A 21,479-nucleotide genomic window follows, 5' to 3' on the forward strand; every position below is an offset into this window, starting at 1 on the left:
GCACCGGCGACGCCCGCCGCCGGCGCGCCCAACCCCCCGTTCGCGACGCCCGCCCCGGCCGACCTGCACCCGGCGCCCGTGCCCGCCGACCCGCGTGGCGCGCCCGCGCTCGTCCGCCCACCCGGCTCGCACTGGTCGGTGCCGCACGGCTCGATGGCCCCGTACACGCCGCCGGCGTCGTACCCGCCGGCGTCGTTCGCCCCGCCCTCGCCGTACGCGCCGCCGAACCCTGCCGGCCCGTCGATGCAGCAGCCCGACGGCGCCGCGCCGCAGGACGGGACCGCCCCGTCCGCCGACGACGCGAACGGCCACGGCGGGGTGCCCCACACGGTGGTGCTGCACCGCCGCCGGCGTCGCACGCTCTCTGCCGCCTGGGTGGTCCCGCTCGTGGTCCTCTCGCTCGCGGCGGGGGCGATCGGCGGAGTCGTCGGCGCGCGGCTCACCAAGGACGACCACCTGGCCGACGCGGGCCTGCCGGTTGCCGCGGCGGGCACGGGCACGATCGAGCGCGCCCCCGACTCGGTGGCCGGCATCGCCGCCGGCGTGCTGCCGAGCGTGGTGTCGATCCAGGTCGACGGGCCCCAGGGCAGCGCCACCGGCTCGGGCTTCGTGCTCCGGGGCGACGGCTACCTGGTCACCAACAACCACGTCATCGCGCAGGCGAAGGAAGCGGCGTCGACCACGATCACGGTCACGTTCGTCGACGGCAGCGAGCAGGCGGCGACGATCGTCGGCAGCACGTCCGACTACGACCTCGCGGTCCTCAAGGTGGACGTCGAGGGTCTGACCCCGCTGCTGCTCGGCGACTCCGACGCGGTCGTCGTCGGCGACGCGGTGGTCGCCGTCGGCGCGCCCCTCGGGCTCGCCGGCACCGTGACGACGGGGATCGTCAGCGCGCTCAACCGACCGGTCTCGGCCGGCGAGGAGACGGAGACCGACGCCCAGGCGTTCATCAACGCGATCCAGACCGACGCCGCGATCAACCCGGGGAACTCCGGCGGACCCCTGGTGAACGCGGCCGGCGAGGTCATCGGCATCAACTCCGCGATCGCGCAGCCGCCGGGCTCCACCGCGCTGGTCGGGGGCAGCATCGGGCTCGGGTTCGCCATCCCGTCCAACCAGGTGCGCCGCACGGCCGACCAGCTCATCGAGACCGGCCACGCGACGTACCCGATCATCGGCGTGCTGCTGGACCAGCGGTACACCGGCGAGGGCGTGCAGGTGTCGGCGGACTCCCAGTCGGGCCAGCAGCCGATCACGGCCGACGGGCCGGCCGAGCGGGCGGGGATCCACCCCGGCGACGTCATCCTGGCCATCGACGGTCGCCCCGTGACCGACCCCGACGAGCTCATCGTCGCCATCCGCGCGCGGACCCCCGGCGACACGATCGTCCTGCACGTGCGCAGCGGTTCCACTGAGCGCGACGTCCGCGTGAAGCTCGACGAGTCGCCCACCAACTGACCCCGTCGCAGCCCGGCGCCCGCGGCCCGCGCGGCTCAGGGTCGAGAGGTAGTCTGACCCGGTGTTCGGGATCAACGGCGGTGAGCTGCTCGTGCTGCTCGTCGTCGCTGCGCTGGTCATCGGCCCCGAGCGGCTCCCCGGCTACGCCGAGCAGCTGGGCCAGTGGGTCCGCAAGGGCCGCGCGTTCATCCGGGACGCCAAGGCGCGCGTGGACGAGGAGCTGGGCGACGAGGTCGGCGACGTCGACTGGTCGGCGCTCGACCCCCGCAAGTACGACCCGCGGCGCATCGTGCGCGACGCCCTCCTCGAGGACGACCCCGTCCGGCCCGTGAGCACCCCGGCCACCCGGCCCGTCACGGGAGCCCGCGCGGCCCGCGCCGCGACCGGCGGCGCGGCGGCCACGGCTGCCGCGGCGGGCCCCCCCAGACCTACGCCGTACGACGACGAGGCGACCTGACGCCGGTCGAGAGCACGCCCTCCCCTCCGCCCGGGAGCACCCGTGAGTCGGGTCCTCCCGCCCTGACAGAATGGTCCGATGGTCTTGGCGCCGCAGCAGTCGCGCATCTTCTCCGGGATGCAGCCCACGTCCGACTCCCTCCAGCTGGGCAACTACCTCGGCGCGCTGACCCAGTGGGTCGCCCTGCAGGAGGACCACGACGCGATCTACTGCGTCGTCGACCTGCACGCGCTGACCGTGAGCCCCGACCCGTCGGTGCTGCGCGACCGCACCCGACGCACCGCCGCGCAGTACTTGGCGGCCGGCGTCGACCCCGAGCGCTCGATCCTGTTCGTGCAGTCGCAGGTGCCCGAGCACGCCGAGCTCGCCTGGTTGCTCTCGTGCCACACCGGCTTCGGCGAGGCCAACCGGATGACGCAGTTCAAGGACAAGTCCGGGAAGCACGGCACCGAGGGCACCACGGTCGGGCTGTTCACCTACCCGGTGCTCATGGCGGCGGACATCCTGCTGTACGACACCAACCTCGTGCCGGTCGGCGAGGACCAGCGTCAGCACCTCGAGCTCACGCGTGACCTCGCGCAGCGGCTGAACGCCCGGTTCGGCCCGGACACCGTCGTCGTGCCGGAGCCGCACATCGTCAAGGCGACCGCGAAGATCTACGACCTGCAGGACCCGACGGCCAAGATGAGCAAGTCGGCCGAGAGCCCGAACGGCCTGATCGAGCTGCTGGACGACCCGAAGGTCGTGGCGAAGCGGATCCGGTCGGCCGTCACGGACGCCGGTCGCGAGATCCGGTTCGACCCGGAGGGCAAGCCGGGCGTCTCCAACCTGCTGACCATCTACTCGGCGCTGACGGGACGCGAGATCCCGGCGCTCGAGGCCGACTACGCGGGCAAGGGCTACGGCGACCTCAAGGTGGACCTGGCCGCCGTCGTCGTCGACTTCCTCACGCCGTTCCAGGCCCGCGTGCACGGCTACCTCTCGGACCCGGCGTCGCTCGACGAGATCCTGGCCGACGGTGCCGACCGCGCCCGGGACCTGGCCGGCGGGACGCTCGAGCGCCTCTACGACCGCAGCGGTCTCCTCCCGCGCCGCACGCGGGCGCGGGTGGGCGCGTGAGGTTGCCGGAGCGATCCGGCAACCAGGTCCGGATCGGCGTCGCCATCACGGTGCCGGAGCCGTACGGCTCCGTGCTGCAGGCCGCTCGGGCCCGGTTCGGTGACCCGTGGGCGGACTTCATCCCGCCGCACATCACGCTGCTGGGCCCCACGGTGATCGAGCACGACGACATCAGGTCCGTCGACGAGCACCTGGCCGGCGTGGCCGAGCGCCACGCGCCCTTCGTCGTCCACCTGCGCGGGACCTCGACGTTCCGGCCGGTCTCGCCGGTGGTGTTCGTGCGGCTCGCCGAGGGCGTGGCCGGCTGCGAGGGCCTGGAGCGCAGCGTCCGGTCCGGGGTGCTCGAGCAGGAGCTGCGGTTCGTCTACCACCCGCACGTCACGGTGGCGCACGAGGTGCCGGACGCCCAGCTCGACGAGGCGTTCGCCGGGCTGGCCGACTTCGACGCGTCGTTCGTCGTCGACAGCTTCCACAGCTACGCGCACGGCGACGACGGCGTGTGGCGGCCCGCGCGTGACTTCAGCCTCACCGGTTCGTCCGCAGATGCCGGGGTCATCGCCGCGACCTAGTGTCGGGTCATGACGGACGACACGCGGCCCGCGGCCGGCGCAGGAGCGGCCCACGCGCACGCCGTCGTGGCCGCCCCCGACGCGGCGGAGGCGTCGACGAGACCGTCCCTCGTGGCGAGGGCCAAGGCCCTGCTCGAGTGGTGGAAGCACACGCGGCCTGCGCGAGCGGTCGCCCGGTTCGGCGCCCGCAGCGGCGGTGTGCTGACCGGCGGCATCGCCTACGCCGCCCTGTTCTCCGTCTTCGCCGCGCTCACCATCGGCTACACGATCTTCATGGCCGTGCTCGGCAACAACGACGAGCTGCGGCAGAAGGTGCTCGACTCGGTGAACGCCTCGCTCCCGGGCCTGATCGACACGGGCGACGGGACGGGGATGATCGACCCCGACTCGCTCGTCCTCAGCGGCAGCCTGACCGTCACGGGCATCATCGCCGTCGTCGTCCTGCTGCTCAGCGCCATCGCGGCGATGGCCGCGCTGAGGACCGCCGTGCGCGCGATGTTCGCCTCCGAGGGGGCCGGTGGCAACGCCGTGCTCGGCAAGGCCCGCGAGCTCGGCGGGTTCGCCGGCATGGCGTTCGCGGTCCTGCTCTCGGCACTGATCACCACCGGCGTCGCCAGCGCCGCGTCGTGGATCCTCGATGCCCTCGGGTGGGGGAGCGCGACGACGTTCGTTCTGCGTGGCCTCGGCATCCTCGTCGCGTTCGTCATCGACGCGGCCACGTTCCTGCTGATCGTGAAGGTTCTCGCGGGCGAGAACCCCCCGTGGCGGGACCTGCGGTGGGGCGCCGTCATCGCGGGCGTCGGGATCGGCGTGGTCCGGATCCTCGGCACGTCGGTCGTCGCCGGCAGCGTGGGCAAGAACCCGCTGTTCACCTCGGTCGCCGTCATCGTCACGCTGCTCGTCTGGATCAACCTCATCGCGCGGATCGTGCTGCTCGCCTCCGCGTGGACGGCCGACCCGCCGTACGTCGGCCCTGCGGCGGAGGAGCCCGCGGCGCCCACCGCCTGACCCGCGCACCGTCTGTACCCGGTTCGCCGGGCCGCCCTAGGGTCGGCGCATGGCAGCCGACGAGACAGTTCCCGCGGTCGCGAGCCGCACGGCCGCGGCCCGCGCACGACCCGAGGCGCGGCCGTCGCTCACCTCGCGGGCCAAGGGCGCCTTCCTGTGGTGGAAGCACACGCGCCCCGGTCGGGCGAACGCGCGGTTCCGCGCCCGCAGCGGCGGCGTGCTCTCGGGTGGCATCGCGTACGCCGCGCTGTTCTCGGTCTTCGCCGCGCTGACCATCAGCTACACGGCCTTCATCGCGGTCCTCGGCGACAACGACGAGCTGCGCGACCGGGTCCTGCACGCGATCGACACCACCTACCCCCACCTGCTCGACACGGGGAACGGCCAGGGCGCGATCGACCCGTCGGCGCTCGAGCTGTCCACCAACCTCACGGTGGCGGGCATCGTCGCGGTCGTCGTCCTGCTGCTCAGCGCGATCGCCGCGATGACGGCCCTGCGCCGGTCGGTGCGCGCGATGTTCGCGTCCGAGTTCGGCGGCAACCCGATGATCGGCAAGGCCCGCGACCTCGGCGGCTTCGTCGGAATGTCGTTCGCCGTGCTGCTCTCCGCCATCCTCACCACGGGCGCCGGCACGGTGGCGTCGTGGCTCCTCGACGCCCTCGGCCTGAGCGGCCTGACGACGGTCGTGCTGCGGACGCTCGGCATCCTTGTCGCCTTCGCGGTCGACGCCGCGCTGTTCCTGCTGGTGGTGAAGGTGCTGGCCGCCGAGAACCCGCCGTGGCGGGACCTGGTCCGGGGCGCGGCGATCGCGGCGGCCGGCCTCGGGATCGTGCGGGTGCTCGGCTCGACGGTCGTGGCGGGCAGCGTGAGCAAGAACCCGCTCTTCACGTCCGTCGCGGTGCTGGTCACGCTGCTGGTCTGGGTCAACCTGATCGCGCGGATCATGCTGCTCGCGGCCGCGTGGACCGCGGACCCGCCGTATGTGGAGCCGCCGGGCGTGACAGTGGTCCCCGCGCCCGCCTGACCGCTCAGAGCGCGGCGTGCAGCTCGGGCAGGCGAGACGTCAGCACGGCCAGCCGGGCGCGCGTCGCGGCGGGCTCGCCGACCTCCCCGAGCCGCAGCATCCCCGGGTCTCCCGCCGCCTGCGCGGCGGCGATCCGGTCGGCGGCCGACGTCATGCGGACGACGACGTGGTCCAGCACCGCGTGCGGGTCGAGCCCCCCGTAGCCGTCGGCAACGGTGCGCAGGACGTGCGCCACCTCGGCCGCGGGCGCGTCCGGGACGAGCACCGCGGTGTTCCACGCGAAGATCGCGACGTCGTCGAGCGGGATCCCCGGGCCGGCGACGTCCCAGTCGAACACCCCGGCGAGGTCGTCGCCGTCGAAGGCCATGTTGTACATCGCGCTGTCGTGGTGGCAGACGATCTCGCCGGGCTCGAGCGCGCGCTCGACGAACCGCCACCGCCGGCTCTCCCGCGGGAAGCCCGCGACGGCCGCGTGGTACGACCGCAGCCACCGCATGGCCGACAGCACCTGGGCGTCGGTCAGCGTCTCGAGGCCGATGTCGAGCACGCGGCCGGGCAGGAACGTGAGGATCTCCCGGTCGCGGTCGTCGACGCCCAGCACGCGCGGGATGCAGGAGAGGCCGGTGGTCGCCAGGAAGTCGAGCAGCTCGTGCACCGCGGGCGTCCACGGGCCGGTCGGGCGGCGCACGGTGTCGCCGACGCGGACGGCCCCGCCGACGTTCCCGCCGGGCAGCGGGATCTCGTCCTCGGGGCCGTGGGTCACGACGCGGACGCTACCGGGCGTCGGGCGGCGGGCGCACGGGAGAATCGGCGCTCGCGTGAAGACGTCGTTGCGCCCAGCGCGACGAAGTCTTCACGCGACGAAGTTTTTACGCGACGAGGGCACGCACCCGGSCCGGGTGCGTGCCCTCCGACGCGTGGATCAGAACGCGCGGGTGATCATCGCGCGCTTGACCTCCTGGATGGCCTTGGTGACCTCGATGCCGCGCGGGCACGCCTCGGTGCAGTTGAAGGTCGTGCGGCAGCGCCACACGCCCTCCTTGTCGTTGAGGATCTCGAGGCGCTGCGTGCCGCCCTCGTCGCGGCTGTCGAAGATGAACCGGTGCGCGTTGACGATCGCGGCGGGGCCGAAGTACTGCCCGTCGGTCCAGAAGACGGGGCACGACGACGTGCACGCGGCGCACAGGATGCACTTGGTGGTGTCGTCGAAGCGTGCGCGCTGCTCGGCGCTCTGCAGGCGCTCCTTCGTCGGCTCGTTCCCGGTGGTGATGAGGAACGGCATGATCTCGCGGTAGGAGGCGAAGAACGGCTCCATGTCGACCACCAGGTCCTTGATCACCGGAAGGCCCTTGATGGGCTCGACCGTGATCGGCTTCTTGAGGTCGAGGTCCTTGAGCAGCGTCTTGCAGGCGAGCCGGTTGCGGCCGTTGATCCGCATGGCGTCCGACCCGCACACGCCGTGGGCGCAGGAGCGGCGGAACGTCAGCGAGCCGTCCTCCTCCCACTTCACCTTGTGCAGGGCGTCGAGCACGCGGTCGGTGCCGTGGGCGCGGACCGTGAACTCGTCCCAGTACGGCTCGGCGGGGGCGCCGTCCTCGCCCGGCAGGTAGCGCCGGACCTTGAGGGTCACGTCGAAGGAGGGGATGGCTCCCACCTCGGCCACGGGCGCGTCGAGAGTCGCGGTCATCAGTACTTACGCTCCATCGGCTGGTAGCGGGTCATCGTGACGGGCTTGGAGCCCAGGACGAGCTGGTAGTCCTCGAACAGCGTCGTGTGCGCGAACGACCCCTTGTGGTCGCCGTCGCCCTCCGAGCCCCACAGGCGGTGCCCCTTGACGGGCAGCGGTCGCCGGTAGGCCATGGTGTGGCGCATGTAGTTCTTGTCGTCGCGGTCGGGGAAGTCCTCGCGGAAGTGACCGCCGCGCGACTCGTCACGGTTCAGGGCGCCGACGACGACCGTCTCCGCGATGTCGAGCAGGAAGCCCAGCTCGACGGCCTCGAGCAGGTCGGTGTTGAACATCTTGCTCTTGTCCTGCACCGACACCCGGCGGAACCGCTTCTGCAGCGCCTTGATGTCGTCGAGCGCCTGCGTGAGGGAGTCGGCGGTGCGGAACACCTGCGCGTTGAGGTCCATCGACTCCTGCAGCGCCTTGCGGATGTCCGCCACGCGCTCGCCGTCGGGCCGGGTGCGGATCTCCTCGAGGCCCGCGACGACGGTGGCCGCCGGGTCCTCGGGCAGCTCGACGAAGGACGCGGTCAGCGCGTACGCGGCGGCGGAGATGCCGGCCCGCTTGCCGAACACGTTGATGTCGAGCAGCGAGTTGGTGCCCAGGCGGTTGGAGCCGTGCACGCTCACGCAGGCGACCTCGCCGGCGGCGTACAGCCCGCGGATGACGTCGGACTCGTTGCGCAGGACCTCGGCCTCGATGTTGGTGGGGATGCCACCCATCGCGTAGTGGGCCGTCGGGTACACGGGCACCGGCTCGGTGTACGGCTCGATGCCGAGGTACGTGCGCGCGAACTCCGTGATGTCCGGCAGCTTCGCGTCGATGTGCGCGGGCTCGAGGTGCGTGAGGTCGAGCAGCACGTAGTCCTTGTTGGGACCGGCGCCGCGGCCCTCGCGCACCTCGTTGGCCATGGACCGGGCGACGATGTCGCGCGGCGCCAGGTCCTTGATGGTCGGGGCGTAGCGCTCCATGAAGCGCTCGCCCTCGGAGTTGCGCAGGATGCCGCCCTCGCCGCGCGCGGCCTCGGAGAGCAGGATGCCGAGTCCGGCCAGGCCGGTCGGGTGGAACTGGAAGAACTCCATGTCCTCCAGCGGGATGCCACGGCGGTAGGCCAGCGCCATGCCGTCGCCCGTGAGCGTGTGCGCGTTCGAGGTCGTCTTGTAGATCTTGCCGGCGCCGCCGGTGGCCAGCACGACCGACTTGGCCTGGAAGACGTGGATCTCGCCCGTGGCCAGCTCGTACGCGACGACACCGGAGACGTTGACCTCCTCGCCCTCCGGCACGTGGCCGGCCGCGAGGTCGTGGTCGACCAGGAGGTCGAGCACGTAGAACTCGTTGTAGAACTCGACCTCGTTCTTCACGCACTGCTGGTACAGCGTCTGCAGGATCATGTGACCCGTGCGGTCGGCGGCGTAGCAGGAGCGGCGAACGGCGGCCTCGCCGTGGTTGCGCGTGTGCCCGCCGAACCGGCGCTGGTCGATCTTGCCCTCGGGCGTCCGGTTGAACGGCAGCCCCATCTTCTCCAGGTCCAGCACCGCGTCGATGGCCTCCTTGGCCATGACCTCGGCGGCGTCCTGGTCGACCAGGTAGTCCCCACCCTTGACGGTGTCGAACGTGTGCCACTCCCAGTTGTCCTCCTCGACGTTGGCGAGCGCGGCGCACATGCCGCCCTGCGCCGCCCCCGTGTGGGAGCGCGTCGGGTAGAGCTTGGAGATGACGGCCGTGCGCACGCGCGTCGAGGACTCGAGGGCCGCGCGCATGCCGGCGCCGCCCGCGCCGACGATCACGACGTCGTACTGGTGGGTCTGCATCGGGGTCGATGCCTTCCTTTTTCTGGGGGGAGAGCAGTCGTCAGGGCGCCGTGCAGAACGACGGGAGCAGGTCCGCGGGCGAGCCCGACGGGCACGGGTCGAACGTGAAGATCACGAGCGTGCCCAGCACGACGACGACCGCGAACGCGAGGTAGAGCAGGCCCTTGAGGACGAGCCGCAGGCCGTCGCGCTCGGCGTAGTCGTTGATGATCGTGCGCACGCCGTTCGTGCCGTGGATCATCGCGAGCCAGAGCATGAGCAGGTCCCAGACCTGCCAGAACGGCGACGCCCACTTGCCGGCGACGAAGCCGAAGTCGATCGCCTTGACACCCTCGCCGACGACCAGGTTGACGAACAGGTGCCCGAAGATCAGCACGAGCAAGATGACGCCGGACGCGCGCATGAACACCCAGCCGTAGAGCTCGGTGTTGCCGCGCGTGGTCAGGCGGGCCGGGCGGGGCTTCGGGGGGCGCGGGGCCTTGGGGTCCGCGATCGTGGTCATCACTCGCCCCCGAACACGTGCATGAGGTGGCGCGGCAGGAAGCCGGCCATGGTCACGACGAACAGGCCGATGACGACCCACAGCATCACGCGCTGGTACTTGGGGCCCTTGGCCCAGAAGTCCACCAGGATGATCCGGATGCCGTTGAACGCGTGGAACACGATGGCGGCGACGAGGCCGGCCTCACCGAGACCCATGATCGGGTTCTTGTACGTCCCGATGACGTCGTTGTACGCCTCGGGCGAGATGCGCACGAGCGACGTGTCGAGCACGTGCACGAGCAGGAAGAAGAAGATCGCGACGCCGGTCACGCGGTGCGCGACCCACGACCACATGCCTTCCCGCCCGCGGTAGAGCGTTCCGGCGGGCACTTTTCGAGCCGTGGCCGGCACTCCACTGTTGGTGGGCGCTGCAGGCACTGGGGGCCTCCTGGCGAAGAAAGAGGTTCGGACGTCGGCGTCCTTGTCGCGTCAACTGTAGTGAACCCGGGAGTAACCAACCGCTCGACAAGGGCCGTTGGGCCCCTCCTGTGAGGTATTGCACAGCGCGGTCAGGGGGGTGCCGCTCGATACCCTGACCCCCATGTCGACCACATCCACGACGATTCCCGGTTTCCACGCCGTCGTTCCGGCGGGTGGTGCGGGCACGCGCCTGTGGCCCCTGTCGCGCGCCGGTCACCCCAAGTTCCTGCTCGACCTCACCGGCTCGGGCCGGACCCTGCTGCAGTCGACGGTCGACCGGCTGCTCCCGCTGACCGGCGAGGGCGGCGTGCTCGTCGTCACCGGAGCCCGGCACGCGGTCGCCGTGGCGGGCCAGCTGCCCGAGCTGGGTCCCGACGACGTCCTGGCCGAGCCGTCGCCGCGCGACTCGATGGCCGCGATCGGGCTGGCCGCCGCGGTGCTCCTGGAGCGCCACGGCGAGGACGTGGTGCTCGGGTCGTTCGCCGCCGACCACGTGATCGACGGCGCCGCCGCGTTCGAGCAGGCGGTGCGCGAGGGCGTGGTCGCCGCGCGCGCCGGCTACGTGGTCACGCTCGGGATCGCCGCCACCGGCCCGTCGACCGCGTTCGGCTACATCCGCTCGGGCGAGCTGCTCGGTCTCGACGGCGCACCGACCGTCGCGCACGCCGCGGGGTTCACGGAGAAGCCCGACGCCGAGACGGCGACCGCCTACCTGGCCACGGGGGAGTACCGCTGGAACGCGGGCATGTTCCTGGTGGGCGCGCGCGTGCTGCTGGACCACCTGGCGACGCAGCTGCCGACGCTGGCCGCCGGTCTGCTCGAGATCGCCGCCGCGTGGGACACCGCCGACCGGGGCGAGGTCCTCGGGCGCGTCTGGCCCGGGCTGACCAAGATCGCGATCGACCACGCGATCGCGGAGCCCGTCGCTGCGGCGGGCGGCGTGGCCGTGGTGCCCGGCGACTTCACGTGGGACGACGTCGGCGACTTCGACTCGCTCGCGGAGCTGCTGCCGGGGGACACGCTGGGCGACGAGGCCGCCGTGCTGCGCCTCGACGCGGCGGCCGCCTTCGTCGTGCCGGGTTCCGGGCGGACCGTCACCGTCCTCGGGCTGCCGGGCGCGGTCGTCGTCGACACCCCCGACGCCGTGCTGGTGACCACCCGGGCGCACGCCCAGGCCGTGAAGTCCGCGGTCGACGGTTGGCGCGCCGCGGGGCGCGAGGACCTGCTCTGACGCGGACACGCGCCGCCCGGCGTCGTCGTCGCGGCTAGGGTCGAAGGCGTGTCGTCCGCCTCCCTCCTGCCCGTCGTCGCCCCGCTGACCAGCCTCCGGCCGGACCCGGTGGAGCCGGTGTCGGCGCGCCTCGCCGCCCTGGTCGCCGAGCTGCGCGAGGAGCTCGTCGCCGTCCGTCGGGACATCCACGCCCACCCGGAGCTCGGCCGCACGGAGGTCCGGACCACCAAGCTCGTGGCCGAGCGGCTGCGCGCCGCGGGGCTCGAGCCGCACCTGCTGCCGGGCAGCGGGCTCGTCTGCGACATCGGTCCGGGACCGACGACCACCGGGCGGCAGCGCATCGCGCTGCGCGCCGACCTCGACGCGCTCCCGGTGCAGGACACGAGCGGCGTGCCGTGGGCCTCGACCGTCCGGGGTGTCGCGCACGCCTGCGGGCACGACGTGCACACCGCCGCGGTGCTCGGCGCGGGGCTGGTCCTCGCCCGGCTGGCCGACGAGCTCACCACCGGCGTCCGGCTGATCTTCCAGCCCGCCGAGGAGGTGCAGCCCGGCGGGGCCCTGGACGTGCTGGCCGCGGGCGGCCTGGACGGCGTCGGGCAGATCTACTCGTTCCACTGCGACCCCAAGGTCGACGTCGGTCAGGTGGGCACCCGCATCGGTCCCATCACGTCCGCCAGCGACGAGGTCACCGTGACGGTCTCCGGGCCGGGCGGGCACACGTCCCGGCCGCACCTCACGGGCGACGTGGTCTTCGCCCTCGGCCAGGTCATCACGCAGGTGCCGGCGATCCTGGGCCGCCGGCTGGACCCCCGCTCGGGCGTCAACCTCACCTGGGGCGCCGTGCAGGCGGGCGCCGCGCACAACGCGATCCCGGCGACCGGCGTCGTCAAGGGGACCCTGCGCTGCCTGGACGGCCGAGCCTGGGAGAAGGCGTCGGAGGTGTTCCACTCCGCGGTCGAGCAGGTGGTCGCCCCGCTCGGCGTGACGGTCGACGTGCGGCACCACCGCGGCGTCCCGCCGGTCGAGAACGCCGAGCACGCCACGGGCATCCTCGAGGCGGCGGCGCGCGACGTGCTCGGGCCGGCGTCCGTGCTGCTGACCGAGCAGTCGCTGGGCGGCGAGGACTTCGCCTGGTACCTGACCAAGGTGCCGGGCGCGATGGCGCGGCTGGGCACCCGCACGCCGGGCGGCCACACGTTCGACATCCACCAGGGCGACCTGCGCGTGGACGAGCGCGCGGTCGAGGTCGGCGCGCTGTTCCTGGCGCGGGCAGCCCTTCTCGCTGGTTGAGACGGTACGTCCGTCACCTGGGCCGACATTCCAAGTCGATAACGGAACCTGCACGTATACCCACCGGTAACCTGCCCGACACGTTGCGCTCGTTATGGTCCGAGTCATCAATGCCGGGCAGCCCCAGACCTTGTGGTGGCACACCGTCGTGCCATCCGCACGGTCGGCCCAGCCGGACCGGCTGCTGACGAGATTCAGGAGAGTCGCGTGAAGAAGATCATTCGAGTGGCCGCGCTCGGCGGGGCGGTCGCCCTTGCGCTTGCGGCGTGTGGGAGTGCCCCCGAGGACGACACGACGACGCCCGGTGCCGACGGCACGACGGCCGCGTCCGTCGACTTCAAGGCCTGCATGGTCTCGGACGCCGGTGGCTTCGACGACAAGTCGTTCAACCAGGCGGGCTTCGAAGGCCTCATGAAGGCCGTCGACGAGCTCGGTGTCACGGAGGCGCACGTCGAGTCCGCCGCCGACACCGACTACACGCCGAACATCGACAGCCTCGTCGCCGAGAACTGCGACCTGATCATCGGCGTCGGATTTCTGCTCGAGGACCCGATCCAGACGGCCGCCGAGGCGAACCCGGACATCAAGTTCGCCCTCGTCGACAGCTCGTTCTCCGACGCGGACTTCAACCCCGTCACCATCGACAACGCCAAGCCGATCCTGTTCGACACGGCGCAGTCGGCCTACCTCGCGGGCTACGTGGCCGCGGCGCAGTCGGCGACCGGCAAGGTCGCGACGTTCGGTGGCATCCAGATCCCGTCCGTCACGATCTTCATGGACGGCTTCGCGGACGGCATCGCCAAGTACAACGAGGACAGCGGCAAGTCCGTGCAGCTCCTCGGCTGGGACAAGGCCGCGCAGACCGGCGTCTTCGCCGGCAACTTCGACAGCCAGGACGACGGCAAGAACATCGGCCAGTCCTTCATCGACCAGGGCGCGGACATCATCATGCCCGTCGCCGGCCCGGTCGGTCTCGGCACCGCGTCGGTCGCCCAGGCGGCCGGCAACGTCTCCATCGTGGGTGTCGACGCCGACTGGTTCGAGACCACGGAGTACGGCCCCATCGTCCTCACCTCGGTCATGAAGGAGATCGGCCCGGCCGTCTTCGACACGATCAAGGAGGGCGTCGACGGCAAGTTCAGCTCCGACCCCTACGTCGGCACGCTGGAGAACGAGGGCCTCGGCCTGGCGCCGTTCCACGATTTCGACTCGAAGGTCTCGGACGAGGTCAAGGCGAAGGTCGAGGAGCTCAAGGCCTCGATCATCTCGGGCGACATCGTCGTCGAGTCGGACGCCTCGCCGAAGTGATCTGACGCACGACAGCAGGACGACGGCCCGGGCCACGTGCCCGGGCCGTCGGCCTGTCCGGCACACCGTCGTGCCGGACAGATGGATAGTGTCTGAGAACGCGCGACGTCGAAGGAGCCCACCGGTGAAGCTGGAGCTGCAGGGCATCACCAAGACCTTCGGGTCCTTGGTCGCCAACGACCACATCGACCTCGTGGTGGAGCCCGGTGAGATCCACGCCCTGCTCGGCGAGAACGGTGCCGGCAAGAGCACGCTGATGAACGTCCTGTACGGGCTGTACGACCCCGACGACGGCCAGATCCTCGTCGACGACGTCCCCGTGACCTTCGCCGGACCCGGGGACGCCATGGGCGCCGGGATCGGCATGGTCCACCAGCACTTCATGCTGGTCCCCGTCTTCACGGTCGCCGAGAACGTGGTGCTCGGCCACGAGCCCGTGCGCGGCGGCGGCCTGATCGACCTGCCCGAGGCGCGCCGCCGGGTCAAGGAGATCTCCGACCGCTTCGGCTTCCACGTCGACCCCGACGCCTACATCGAGGACCTCCCCGTCGGCGTGCAGCAGCGCGTCGAGATCATCAAGGCGCTCTCCCGCCAGGCGAAGGTCCTCATCCTCGACGAGCCCACCGCCGTGCTCACGCCGCAGGAGACCGACGAGCTGATCGCGATCATGCGGCAGCTCAAGGAGTCCGGGACGTCGATCGTCTTCATCACCCACAAGCTGCGCGAGGTCCGCGCGGTCGCGGACCGCATCACGGTCATCCGCCGCGGCAAGGTCGTCGGCACGGCGGAGCCGACGAGCTCCGAGACCGAGCTCGCCTCCCTCATGGTGGGCCGCTCGGTCGAGCTCGGCGTCGCACGCACCGAGGCTCAGCCCGGCGAGGTCACCGTGCAGGTCCGGAACCTCACGGTCATCGACGAAGCCGGCGTGCGGCAGATCGACGACGTGTCGTTCGACGTCGCCCGCGGGGAGATCGTCGCGATCGCGGGCGTGCAGGGCAACGGCCAGACCGAGCTCACCGAGGTCATGCTCGGCCTGCAGTCGCCGGTCGCCGGCTCGGTGCGGCTGGACGGCGTCGAGCTGGTGGGCCGTCCCGTGCGCGACGTGCTCAACTCCGGCCTCGGGTTCGTCCCGGAGGACCGCTCGACCGACGGCGTGATCGCCGACTTCTCCATCGCGGAGAACCTCATCCTCGACCTGCACCGCTACGAGCCGTTCGCCCGCGGCGTCGCGCTGCGGCCCGCCGCCGTGCGGGAGAACGCCGAGAAGCGGATCGCCGAGTTCGACGTGCGCACCGGCTCGATCGACGCGCACGCGAGCACCCTGTCGGGCGGCAACCAGCAGAAGGTCGTGCTGGCGCGCGAGATGTCCCGGCCGCTGCGGCTGCTCATCGCGTCGCAGCCGACGCGCGGCCTCGACGTCGGGTCCATCGAGTTCGTGCACTCCCGGATCGTCGAGGAGCGCGACAACGGCACACCCGTGATCATCGTGTCGACGGAGCTGGACGAGGTGCTGGCGCTGGCCGACCGCATCCTCGTCATGTACCGGGGCCGGATCGTCGGCAACGTGCCCGGCGGGACCGACCGCGACGTCCTCGGCCTGATGATGGCCGGCGTGCCGCTCGAGGACGCCGTGCGGCAGGCCGCGGAGCACCACACGACGCTCGGTGGGCTCGACCTCGAGGCCGACGTCACCGACGCGCCCACTGCGGGCACGGAGTTTCCCCAGGAGGAGCTGTGAGCAGCCACACGCCGGACCCGTTGCCCGACGCGGCCGTGCCGCCGCCGGGGCAGACGGGCGTCGCCGAGACGAAGGCGCCGGACGAGCCCGACGGCGGCAACCGGATCCTGCACGAGATCCTGACCAGCAGCTGGCTCGTCTCGCTGCTCGCGATCGTGCTCGCGCTGATCCTCGGTGGCCTGCTCATCGCCGCGGCCGACGCCGAGGTCCAGGCCGCGGCCAGCTACTTCTTCTCGCGTCCCGGCGACCTGATCTCCGCGGCGTGGTCCGCGGTCTCCGAGGCGTACGCGGCCCTGTTCGCGGGGGCCATCTACGACCCGCGGGCCGAGGAGTTCTCGCGCGCCATCCGGCCGCTGACCGAGACCCTCACGGTGGCGACGCCCCTGATCCTGGCCGGACTCGGTCTCGGCATCGGCTTCCGCGCCGGACTGTTCAACATCGGTGCGCAGGGCCAGATCATCCTCGGTGGCATCTTCGCCGGGTACATCGGGTTCGCGTTCGACCTGCCCCCGGGGCTGCACCTGCTGCTGTGCGTGCTCGGCGCGGCGCTCGGTGGTGCCCTGTGGGCCGGCATCGCCGGCGTGCTCAAGGCACGCACGGGTGCGCACGAGGTCATCGTCACGATCATGCTCAACAACATCGCCGTCTACCTGGTGGCGTACCTGCTGAGCCTCGACGCCTTCCAGCGGCCGGGCAGCAACAACCCGGTGAGCCCGCCCATCCCGGACAGCGCGGCGTACCCGCTGCTGCTCGGCAGCGGCTACCGGCTGCACGCGGGCTTCCTCGTCGCGATCGCCGCCGCGGTGTTCACGTGGTGGCTCATGGAGCGGTCGACCGTCGGCTTCCGGTTCCGCGCGGTCGGGTCCAACCCGCACGCCGCCCGCACCGCCGGCATCTCGGTCAACTCGACGTACATCTGGGTCATGCTCACGGCCGGTGCGTTCGCGGGTCTTGCGGGGTCGGCGCAGGTGCTCGGCACCGAGCGGGTGCTCACCGCAGGGGTCGCGGCCAGCTACGGGTTCGACGCCATCACGGTCGCCCTGCTCGGCCGGTCCAAGCCCCTGGGCACGGTGTTCGCAGGCATCCTGTTCGGCGCCCTGCGCGCCGGCGGCGTCGTCATGCAGGCGCGCACCGGGACGCCCATCGACATCGTGCTCGTCGTCCAGTCCCTCATCGTCCTGTTCATCGCGGCCCCGCCGCTGGTCCGGGCGGTGTTCCGACTGCCCTCACCGGACAAGCCACGAGCACCGAAGCCGGTCGTCCCCGTCGCCGCGAAGGAGGTCAGCGCGTGAGCGCCCCCACGATCGACGCCCCGGCTGCGGCGCGCCCCGCCGGCGAGCTGGTCCTGCCCCCCATCCGCTGGCACGCCCCGATCGCGTACGGGGTCGTGGCCCTCTTCGGTCTGATCGTCTTCGGCCTCCTCGGGGACAGCGGCGACGTCAGCACGTTCTCCGTCTCGACCGCCAAGGACTTCGTCCGCTTCGAGCCGTTCGCGGTCCCCTCGAAGGCGACGGCGATCGTCCTGTGCCTCGGCGCCCTCGTGCTGGCGGGCGTGTCGTTCAACGCCACCCGGCAGCGCCGCAAGGTCGGTCCGTGGCTGCCGATCCTCTACGGCGTCTTCATGGTGTTCGCGTTCCTGGTGTGGGCGGTCGCCGGCAAGACGAGCGGGCTCCCGCTGACCGGCCTCCTGCAGGGCTCGCTGTTCCTGGCGATCCCGCTGGTGTTCGGCGCCCTCGCCGGCCTGCTGTGCGAGCGCTCCGGCATCATCAACATCGCGATCGAGGGCCAGCTGCTCGGCGGCGCGTTCCTCGCGGCCGTCGTCGCGACCCTGACCGGCAGCGCCTACGCCGGCCTGGTCTCCGCCCCGATCGCGGGCGCGCTCGTCGGCCTCCTGCTCGTGCTCTTCTCGATCAAGTACGTGGTCAACCAGATCATCGTCGGCGTCGTGCTCAACGTGCTGGTGATCGGCGTGACCAGCTACCTGTTCTCCACGGTGCTCAAGCAGAACCCGGACACCTGGAACAACCCGCCCGGACTGCCCGTGATCAGCATCCCCGTGCTCTCGCAGATCCCGATCATCGGCCCGGTGCTGTTCCGCCAGACGGTGCTCGTCTACATCATGTACGTCGTCGTGATCCTGCTCCAGATCATGGTGTTCCGGTCCCGCTGGGGCCTGCGCCTGCGGTCCGTCGGGGAGCACCCCAAGGCGGCGGACACGGTCGGCATCAAGGTCAACCGGACCCGGCTGCGCGCGACCGTGCTGGGCGGCGCGGTCGCCGGCCTGGGCGGCGCGTTCTTCACGGTCGCGGCCGGGCTGGCGTTCGGCAAGGAGATGACCAACGGCAAGGGGTACATCGCGCTCGCCGCCATGATCCTGGGCCGCTGGAGCCCAAAGGGCGCCCTGGCCGCCGCGCTGCTGTTCGGCTTCGCCAACAACCTGCAGCTGCAGCTGAGCATCATCCAGACGCCGATCCCCAGCCAGATCATGCTGATGACGCCCTACATCGTGACGATCTTCGCCGTCGCCGGGCTGGTCGGACGGGTGCGCCCGCCGGCCGCCGAGGGCATCCCCTACACGAAGTGAGAAGAGCGGCAGTGGAACCCGAGAACTCTGTCGACTGGGACGCCCTGCGTTCCGCCGCCACCGAGGTCATGCACAAGGCGTACGCGCCGTACTCGAGCTTCCCGGTGGGCGCCGCCGCGCTCGTCGACGACGGGCGGGTGGTGGTCGGCTGCAACGTCGAGAACGCCTCGTACGGCGTGACGCTGTGCGCCGAGTGCGCGCTCGTCTCGGGGCTGCACGTCTCGGGCGGCGGGCGGCTCGTGGCGTTCACGTGCGTGGACAAGCACGGCAACGTGCTCATGCCCTGCGGCCGCTGCCGGCAGCTGCTGTGGGAGCACGGGGGAGCGCGCCTGCTGGTCGAGACCGTGCACGGCATCAAGCCCATGACCGAGGTGCTGCCCGATGCGTTCGGTCCCGCCGACCTGGAGGAGCGCGCGTGAGCACCGAGAGCTTCGACGCCGTCGACGTCATCGTCACCAAGCGCGACGGGCACCGCCTGTCCGACGCGCAGATCGACTGGGTCATCGACGCGTACACCCGCGGCGTCGTGGCCGAGGAGCAGATGTCGGCCCTCAACATGGCCATCCTGCTCAACGGCATGGACCGCGCGGAGATCGCCCGCTGGACCGCCGCGATGATCGCCAGCGGCGAGCGGATGGACTTCTCGGGGCTGTCCCGGCCGACCGCGGACAAGCACTCGACCGGCGGCGTGGGCGACAAGATCACGCTGCCCCTGGCCCCGCTGGTGGCCGTGTTCGGGGTGGCGGTGCCGCAGCTGTCCGGCCGCGGCCTGGGCCACACCGGCGGCACGCTGGACAAGCTCGAGTCCATCCCCGGCTGGCGGGCGGCGCTGAGCAACGACGAGATGATGGCGCAGCTCGACGACGTCGGCGCGGTCATCTGCCAGGCGGGTTCCGGGCTCGCCCCGGCCGACCGCAAGCTGTACGCGCTGCGTGACGTCACCGGCACCGTCGAGGCCATCCCGCTGATCGCCAGCTCGATCATGAGCAAGAAGATCGCCGAGGGCACAGGCGCGCTGGTCCTGGACGTCAAGGTGGGGTCGGGCGCGTTCATGAAGGACGTGGACCGCGCCCGCGAGCTCGCCCGGACCATGGTCGCGCTCGGCACCGACGCGGGAGTGAAGACCGTCGCGCTGCTCACCGACATGTCGACGCCGCTGGGGCTCACCGCGGGCAACGCGCTCGAGGTCCGCGAGTCGGTCGAGGTGCTGGCCGGCGGGGGACCGGCGGACGTCGTGGAGCTCACAGTCGCGCTCGCGCGCGAGATGCTCGCGGCGGCGGGGCGGCCGTCCGACGACGTCGAGGCGGCCCTGCGCGACGGCCGGGCCATGGACGCGTGGAAGCGGATGATCGCGGCCCAGGGCGGCGACCCGGACGCGACGCTCCCGGTGGCCCGCGAGACGGAGCAGGTGCTGGCCGAGGCCGACGGCGTGCTCACCGAGCTGGACGCGTACGCGGTCGGGATCGCCGCGTGGCGGCTCGGCGCCGGGCGCGCCCGCAAGGAGGACCCGGTGCAGGCCGGCGCCGGCGTGGAGCTGCACGCAAAGCCCGGCGATGCGGTCCGCGCGGGGCAGCCGCTCATGACGCTCCACACCGACACCCCCGAGCGGTTCGGCCGGGCGCGCGAGGCGCTCGACGGCGCGGTCGTGGTCGCTCCCGCCGGCACGGCGGTGGCGCACCGGCCCCTGGTGATCGACCGCATCGACGCCTGACCCGTCCGGACCCCTCGCGGCCGGGAGCCGCTGGGGGCACGATGGAGCGATGAGCACAGTGCCCGGGAACGAGGCGTGGCGGGACGCCGGCCTGGCGCCCGTCGACCCGGACGGACCCCGGCGGCTCGGTGACGACGGGCCGGGCGACGACGACGCATCGACCGACCCCGAGGAGTACGAGCCGGACTTCGCGCGCGCCGACCGCGAGGGACGGGCGGACGAGGCGGACGTGGTCGAGCAGGACACCGAGGTGCCCGGCGACGACGACGAGGTCGACGGCTGAGACCCTGCTCCCGCCCGCACGTCCCGCTACGGTGAGCCCATGACGACGCTCCCCGATGCGCCCGAGACCTCCGAGCCCACCGACGCGGTCGCCGCGCTCGTCGCTCTGATCCCCGGACTGCCCAAGGTCGTGCTGCACGACCACCTCGACGGGGGCCTGCGCCCCGCCACGATCATCGAGCTGGCCGCCGAGGTGGGCCACGAGCTGCCCACCACGGACGCCGACGAGCTCGGCCGCTGGTTCGTCGAGGCGGCGAGCTCGGGGACGCTCGTGCGGTACCTGGAGACGTTCGACCACACGGTCGCGGTCATGCAGACCGAGGACGGGCTGCGCCGGGTCGCGCGCGAGTCCGTGCTCGACCTGGCCGTCGACGGCGTCGTCTACGCCGAGCAGCGGTACGCCCCCGAGCAGCACCTGAGCAAGGGCCTGAGCCTGCAGCAGGTGGTCGACGCCGTGCAGGCCGGCTTCGCGGAGGGCATCGCGGAGGCGGCGACGCAGGGGCGCTCGATCCGCATCGGCACCCTGATCACCGCGATGCGGCACGCGGACCGGGGCGACGAGATCGCCGCGCTGGCCCTGGAGAACCGCGACAACGGCGTGGTCGGCTTCGACATCGCCGGCGCCGAGATCGGCTTCCCGGCCTCCCGGCTGGCCAGCGCGTTCGCCACCCTGTCCGAGGCGGACTTCCCGGCGACGGTCCACGCGGGCGAGGCGGTCGGGCCGGAGTCGATCGCCGACGCGATCCACGTCGGACGCGCGCTGCGGATCGGTCACGGCGTCCGCCTCGTCGAGGACATCGGCACCGACGAGCTCGGCGACAACCTGGGCACCCTGGCGCACTGGGTCCGCGACCGGCGCATCCCGCTCGAGCTCTGCCCGTCCTCGAACGTGCAGACCGGCGCCGCCGAGTCGGTGGCCACGCACCCGATCTCGCGCCTGCGGGACCTCGGGTTCGCCGTGACCGTCAACACGGACAACCGCCTGCAGTCCGGCACCTCGATGACCCGCGAGCTGTCCCTGCTGGTCGAGGAGGCCGGCTGGACGCTCGCCGACCTGCGCGACGTCGCGGTCACCGCGGCCCAGCACACGTTCCTGCACCACGACGAGCGGACCGCGCTCATCGAGCAGGTCCTCCTGCCGGCGTACGCGAGCGCCAGGGGCAGCCGGCACCGCGCCTGACACGGCCGGGGCCCGGT

21 protein-coding genes are annotated in these 21,479 nt (G+C 72.1%); 16 read left to right on the plus strand and 5 right to left on the minus strand.

All coding sequences use genetic code 11. The features are described from left to right. From AC1DT4_RS16015 to AC1DT4_RS16040, 6 genes are all read left to right on the plus strand, one after another. Window positions 1–1,461: S1C family serine protease (locus AC1DT4_RS16015; RefSeq protein ID WP_477090791.1), on the plus strand; the 1,461-nt coding region annotated here is incomplete at its 5' end. 61 nt (window positions 1,462–1,522) lie between these two features. Beyond that, window positions 1,523–1,918, plus strand: coding sequence for a twin-arginine translocase TatA/TatE family subunit (locus AC1DT4_RS16020; RefSeq protein ID WP_477090792.1), 396 nt, complete (start codon window positions 1,523–1,525; stop codon window positions 1,916–1,918). Between the two features lie 78 nt (window positions 1,919–1,996). Next, on the plus strand, window positions 1,997–3,037 hold the full coding sequence (gene trpS / locus AC1DT4_RS16025) for a tryptophan--tRNA ligase (RefSeq protein ID WP_477090793.1): 1,041 nt from the start codon (window positions 1,997–1,999) through the stop codon (window positions 3,035–3,037). Beyond that, window positions 3,034–3,606 carry a 2'-5' RNA ligase family protein gene (locus AC1DT4_RS16030; RefSeq protein WP_477090794.1) on the plus strand — a complete coding sequence of 191 codons (573 nt, stop codon included), beginning with the start codon at window positions 3,034–3,036 and terminating at the stop codon, window positions 3,604–3,606. Before trpS ends, AC1DT4_RS16030 begins: the two co-directional genes overlap by 4 nt. Before the next feature lie 9 nt (window positions 3,607–3,615). After that, the gene (locus AC1DT4_RS16035) at window positions 3,616–4,614 is read left to right on the plus strand and encodes a YihY/virulence factor BrkB family protein (RefSeq protein WP_477090795.1); all 999 of its coding nucleotides are present in this window, start codon (window positions 3,616–3,618) and stop codon (window positions 4,612–4,614) included. Window positions 4,615–4,663: 49 nt separating this feature from the next. Further along, the gene (locus AC1DT4_RS16040; protein ID WP_477090796.1) at window positions 4,664–5,638 is read left to right on the plus strand and encodes a YihY/virulence factor BrkB family protein; all 975 of its coding nucleotides are present in this window, start codon (window positions 4,664–4,666) and stop codon (window positions 5,636–5,638) included. Between the two features lie 4 nt (window positions 5,639–5,642). Here the strand turns inward: AC1DT4_RS16040 and AC1DT4_RS16045 are convergent, their stop codons facing one another. The 5 genes from AC1DT4_RS16045 to sdhC all read right to left on the minus strand — a co-directional run bounded on the left by AC1DT4_RS16045 (window position 5,643) and on the right by sdhC (window position 10,048). Further along, window positions 5,643–6,401 carry a phosphotransferase gene (locus AC1DT4_RS16045; RefSeq protein WP_477090797.1) on the minus strand — a complete coding sequence of 253 codons (759 nt, stop codon included), beginning with the start codon at window positions 6,399–6,401 and terminating at the stop codon, window positions 5,643–5,645. 159 nt (window positions 6,402–6,560) lie between these two features. Then, complete coding sequence (locus tag AC1DT4_RS16050) at window positions 6,561–7,325, minus strand: succinate dehydrogenase iron-sulfur subunit (protein WP_477090798.1); 765 nt, start codon at window positions 7,323–7,325, stop codon at window positions 6,561–6,563. After that, complete coding sequence (gene sdhA, locus AC1DT4_RS16055) at window positions 7,325–9,175, minus strand: succinate dehydrogenase flavoprotein subunit (protein ID WP_477090799.1); 1,851 nt, start codon at window positions 9,173–9,175, stop codon at window positions 7,325–7,327. Before sdhA ends, AC1DT4_RS16050 begins: the two co-directional genes overlap by 1 nt. Window positions 9,176–9,215: 40 nt before the next feature. After that, on the minus strand, window positions 9,216–9,677 hold the full coding sequence (gene sdhD, locus AC1DT4_RS16060) for a succinate dehydrogenase, hydrophobic membrane anchor protein (protein ID WP_477090800.1): 462 nt from the start codon (window positions 9,675–9,677) through the stop codon (window positions 9,216–9,218). Beyond that, window positions 9,677–10,048, minus strand: a complete 372-nt coding sequence (gene sdhC / locus AC1DT4_RS16065) for a succinate dehydrogenase, cytochrome b556 subunit (protein ID WP_477090801.1) — start codon at window positions 10,046–10,048, stop codon at window positions 9,677–9,679. The genes sdhD and sdhC overlap by 1 nt, the downstream gene beginning before the upstream one ends. Window positions 10,049–10,259: 211 nt before the next feature. On the opposite strand from sdhC, the gene AC1DT4_RS16070 reads away from it, so the two are divergent. The 10 genes from AC1DT4_RS16070 (at window position 10,260) to AC1DT4_RS16115 (ending at window position 21,462) form a co-directional block, all read left to right on the plus strand. Next, window positions 10,260–11,369: a mannose-1-phosphate guanylyltransferase gene (locus AC1DT4_RS16070; RefSeq protein WP_477090802.1), complete on the plus strand. Its 1,110-nt coding sequence runs from the start codon at window positions 10,260–10,262 to the stop codon at window positions 11,367–11,369. An 84-nt stretch (window positions 11,370–11,453) separates the two neighbouring features. Then, complete coding sequence (locus AC1DT4_RS16075; protein ID WP_477090826.1) at window positions 11,454–12,659, plus strand: amidohydrolase; 1,206 nt, start codon at window positions 11,454–11,456, stop codon at window positions 12,657–12,659. A 207-nt stretch (window positions 12,660–12,866) separates the two neighbouring features. Continuing rightward, entirely contained in the window at window positions 12,867–13,967 is a 1,101-nt protein-coding gene (locus AC1DT4_RS16080) for a BMP family lipoprotein (RefSeq protein ID WP_477090803.1), read from the plus strand. A 124-nt stretch (window positions 13,968–14,091) separates the two neighbouring features. Then, the gene (locus AC1DT4_RS16085; RefSeq protein WP_477090804.1) at window positions 14,092–15,705 is read left to right on the plus strand and encodes an ABC transporter ATP-binding protein; all 1,614 of its coding nucleotides are present in this window, start codon (window positions 14,092–14,094) and stop codon (window positions 15,703–15,705) included. Beyond that, window positions 15,702–16,997 carry an ABC transporter permease gene (locus tag AC1DT4_RS16090; RefSeq protein WP_477090805.1) on the plus strand — a complete coding sequence of 432 codons (1,296 nt, stop codon included), beginning with the start codon at window positions 15,702–15,704 and terminating at the stop codon, window positions 16,995–16,997. Before AC1DT4_RS16085 ends, AC1DT4_RS16090 begins: the two co-directional genes overlap by 4 nt. Next, window positions 16,994–18,289: an ABC transporter permease gene (locus tag AC1DT4_RS16095; protein WP_477090806.1), complete on the plus strand. Its 1,296-nt coding sequence runs from the start codon at window positions 16,994–16,996 to the stop codon at window positions 18,287–18,289. The genes AC1DT4_RS16090 and AC1DT4_RS16095 overlap by 4 nt, the downstream gene beginning before the upstream one ends. An 11-nt stretch (window positions 18,290–18,300) precedes the next feature. Then, window positions 18,301–18,708: a cytidine deaminase gene (locus tag AC1DT4_RS16100; RefSeq protein ID WP_477090807.1), complete on the plus strand. Its 408-nt coding sequence runs from the start codon at window positions 18,301–18,303 to the stop codon at window positions 18,706–18,708. Beyond that, the gene (locus AC1DT4_RS16105) at window positions 18,705–20,000 is read left to right on the plus strand and encodes a thymidine phosphorylase (RefSeq protein ID WP_477090808.1); all 1,296 of its coding nucleotides are present in this window, start codon (window positions 18,705–18,707) and stop codon (window positions 19,998–20,000) included. Before AC1DT4_RS16100 ends, AC1DT4_RS16105 begins: the two co-directional genes overlap by 4 nt. 49 nt (window positions 20,001–20,049) lie before the next feature. Further along, entirely contained in the window at window positions 20,050–20,283 is a 234-nt protein-coding gene (locus AC1DT4_RS16110; RefSeq protein ID WP_477090809.1) for a hypothetical protein, read from the plus strand. 39 nt (window positions 20,284–20,322) lie between these two features. Beyond that, window positions 20,323–21,462 carry an adenosine deaminase gene (locus AC1DT4_RS16115; RefSeq protein WP_477090810.1) on the plus strand — a complete coding sequence of 380 codons (1,140 nt, stop codon included), beginning with the start codon at window positions 20,323–20,325 and terminating at the stop codon, window positions 21,460–21,462. Window positions 21,463–21,479 lie beyond the last annotated feature (17 nt).

It is taken from the genome of Cellulomonas sp. P4_D11 (assembly GCF_056401915.1).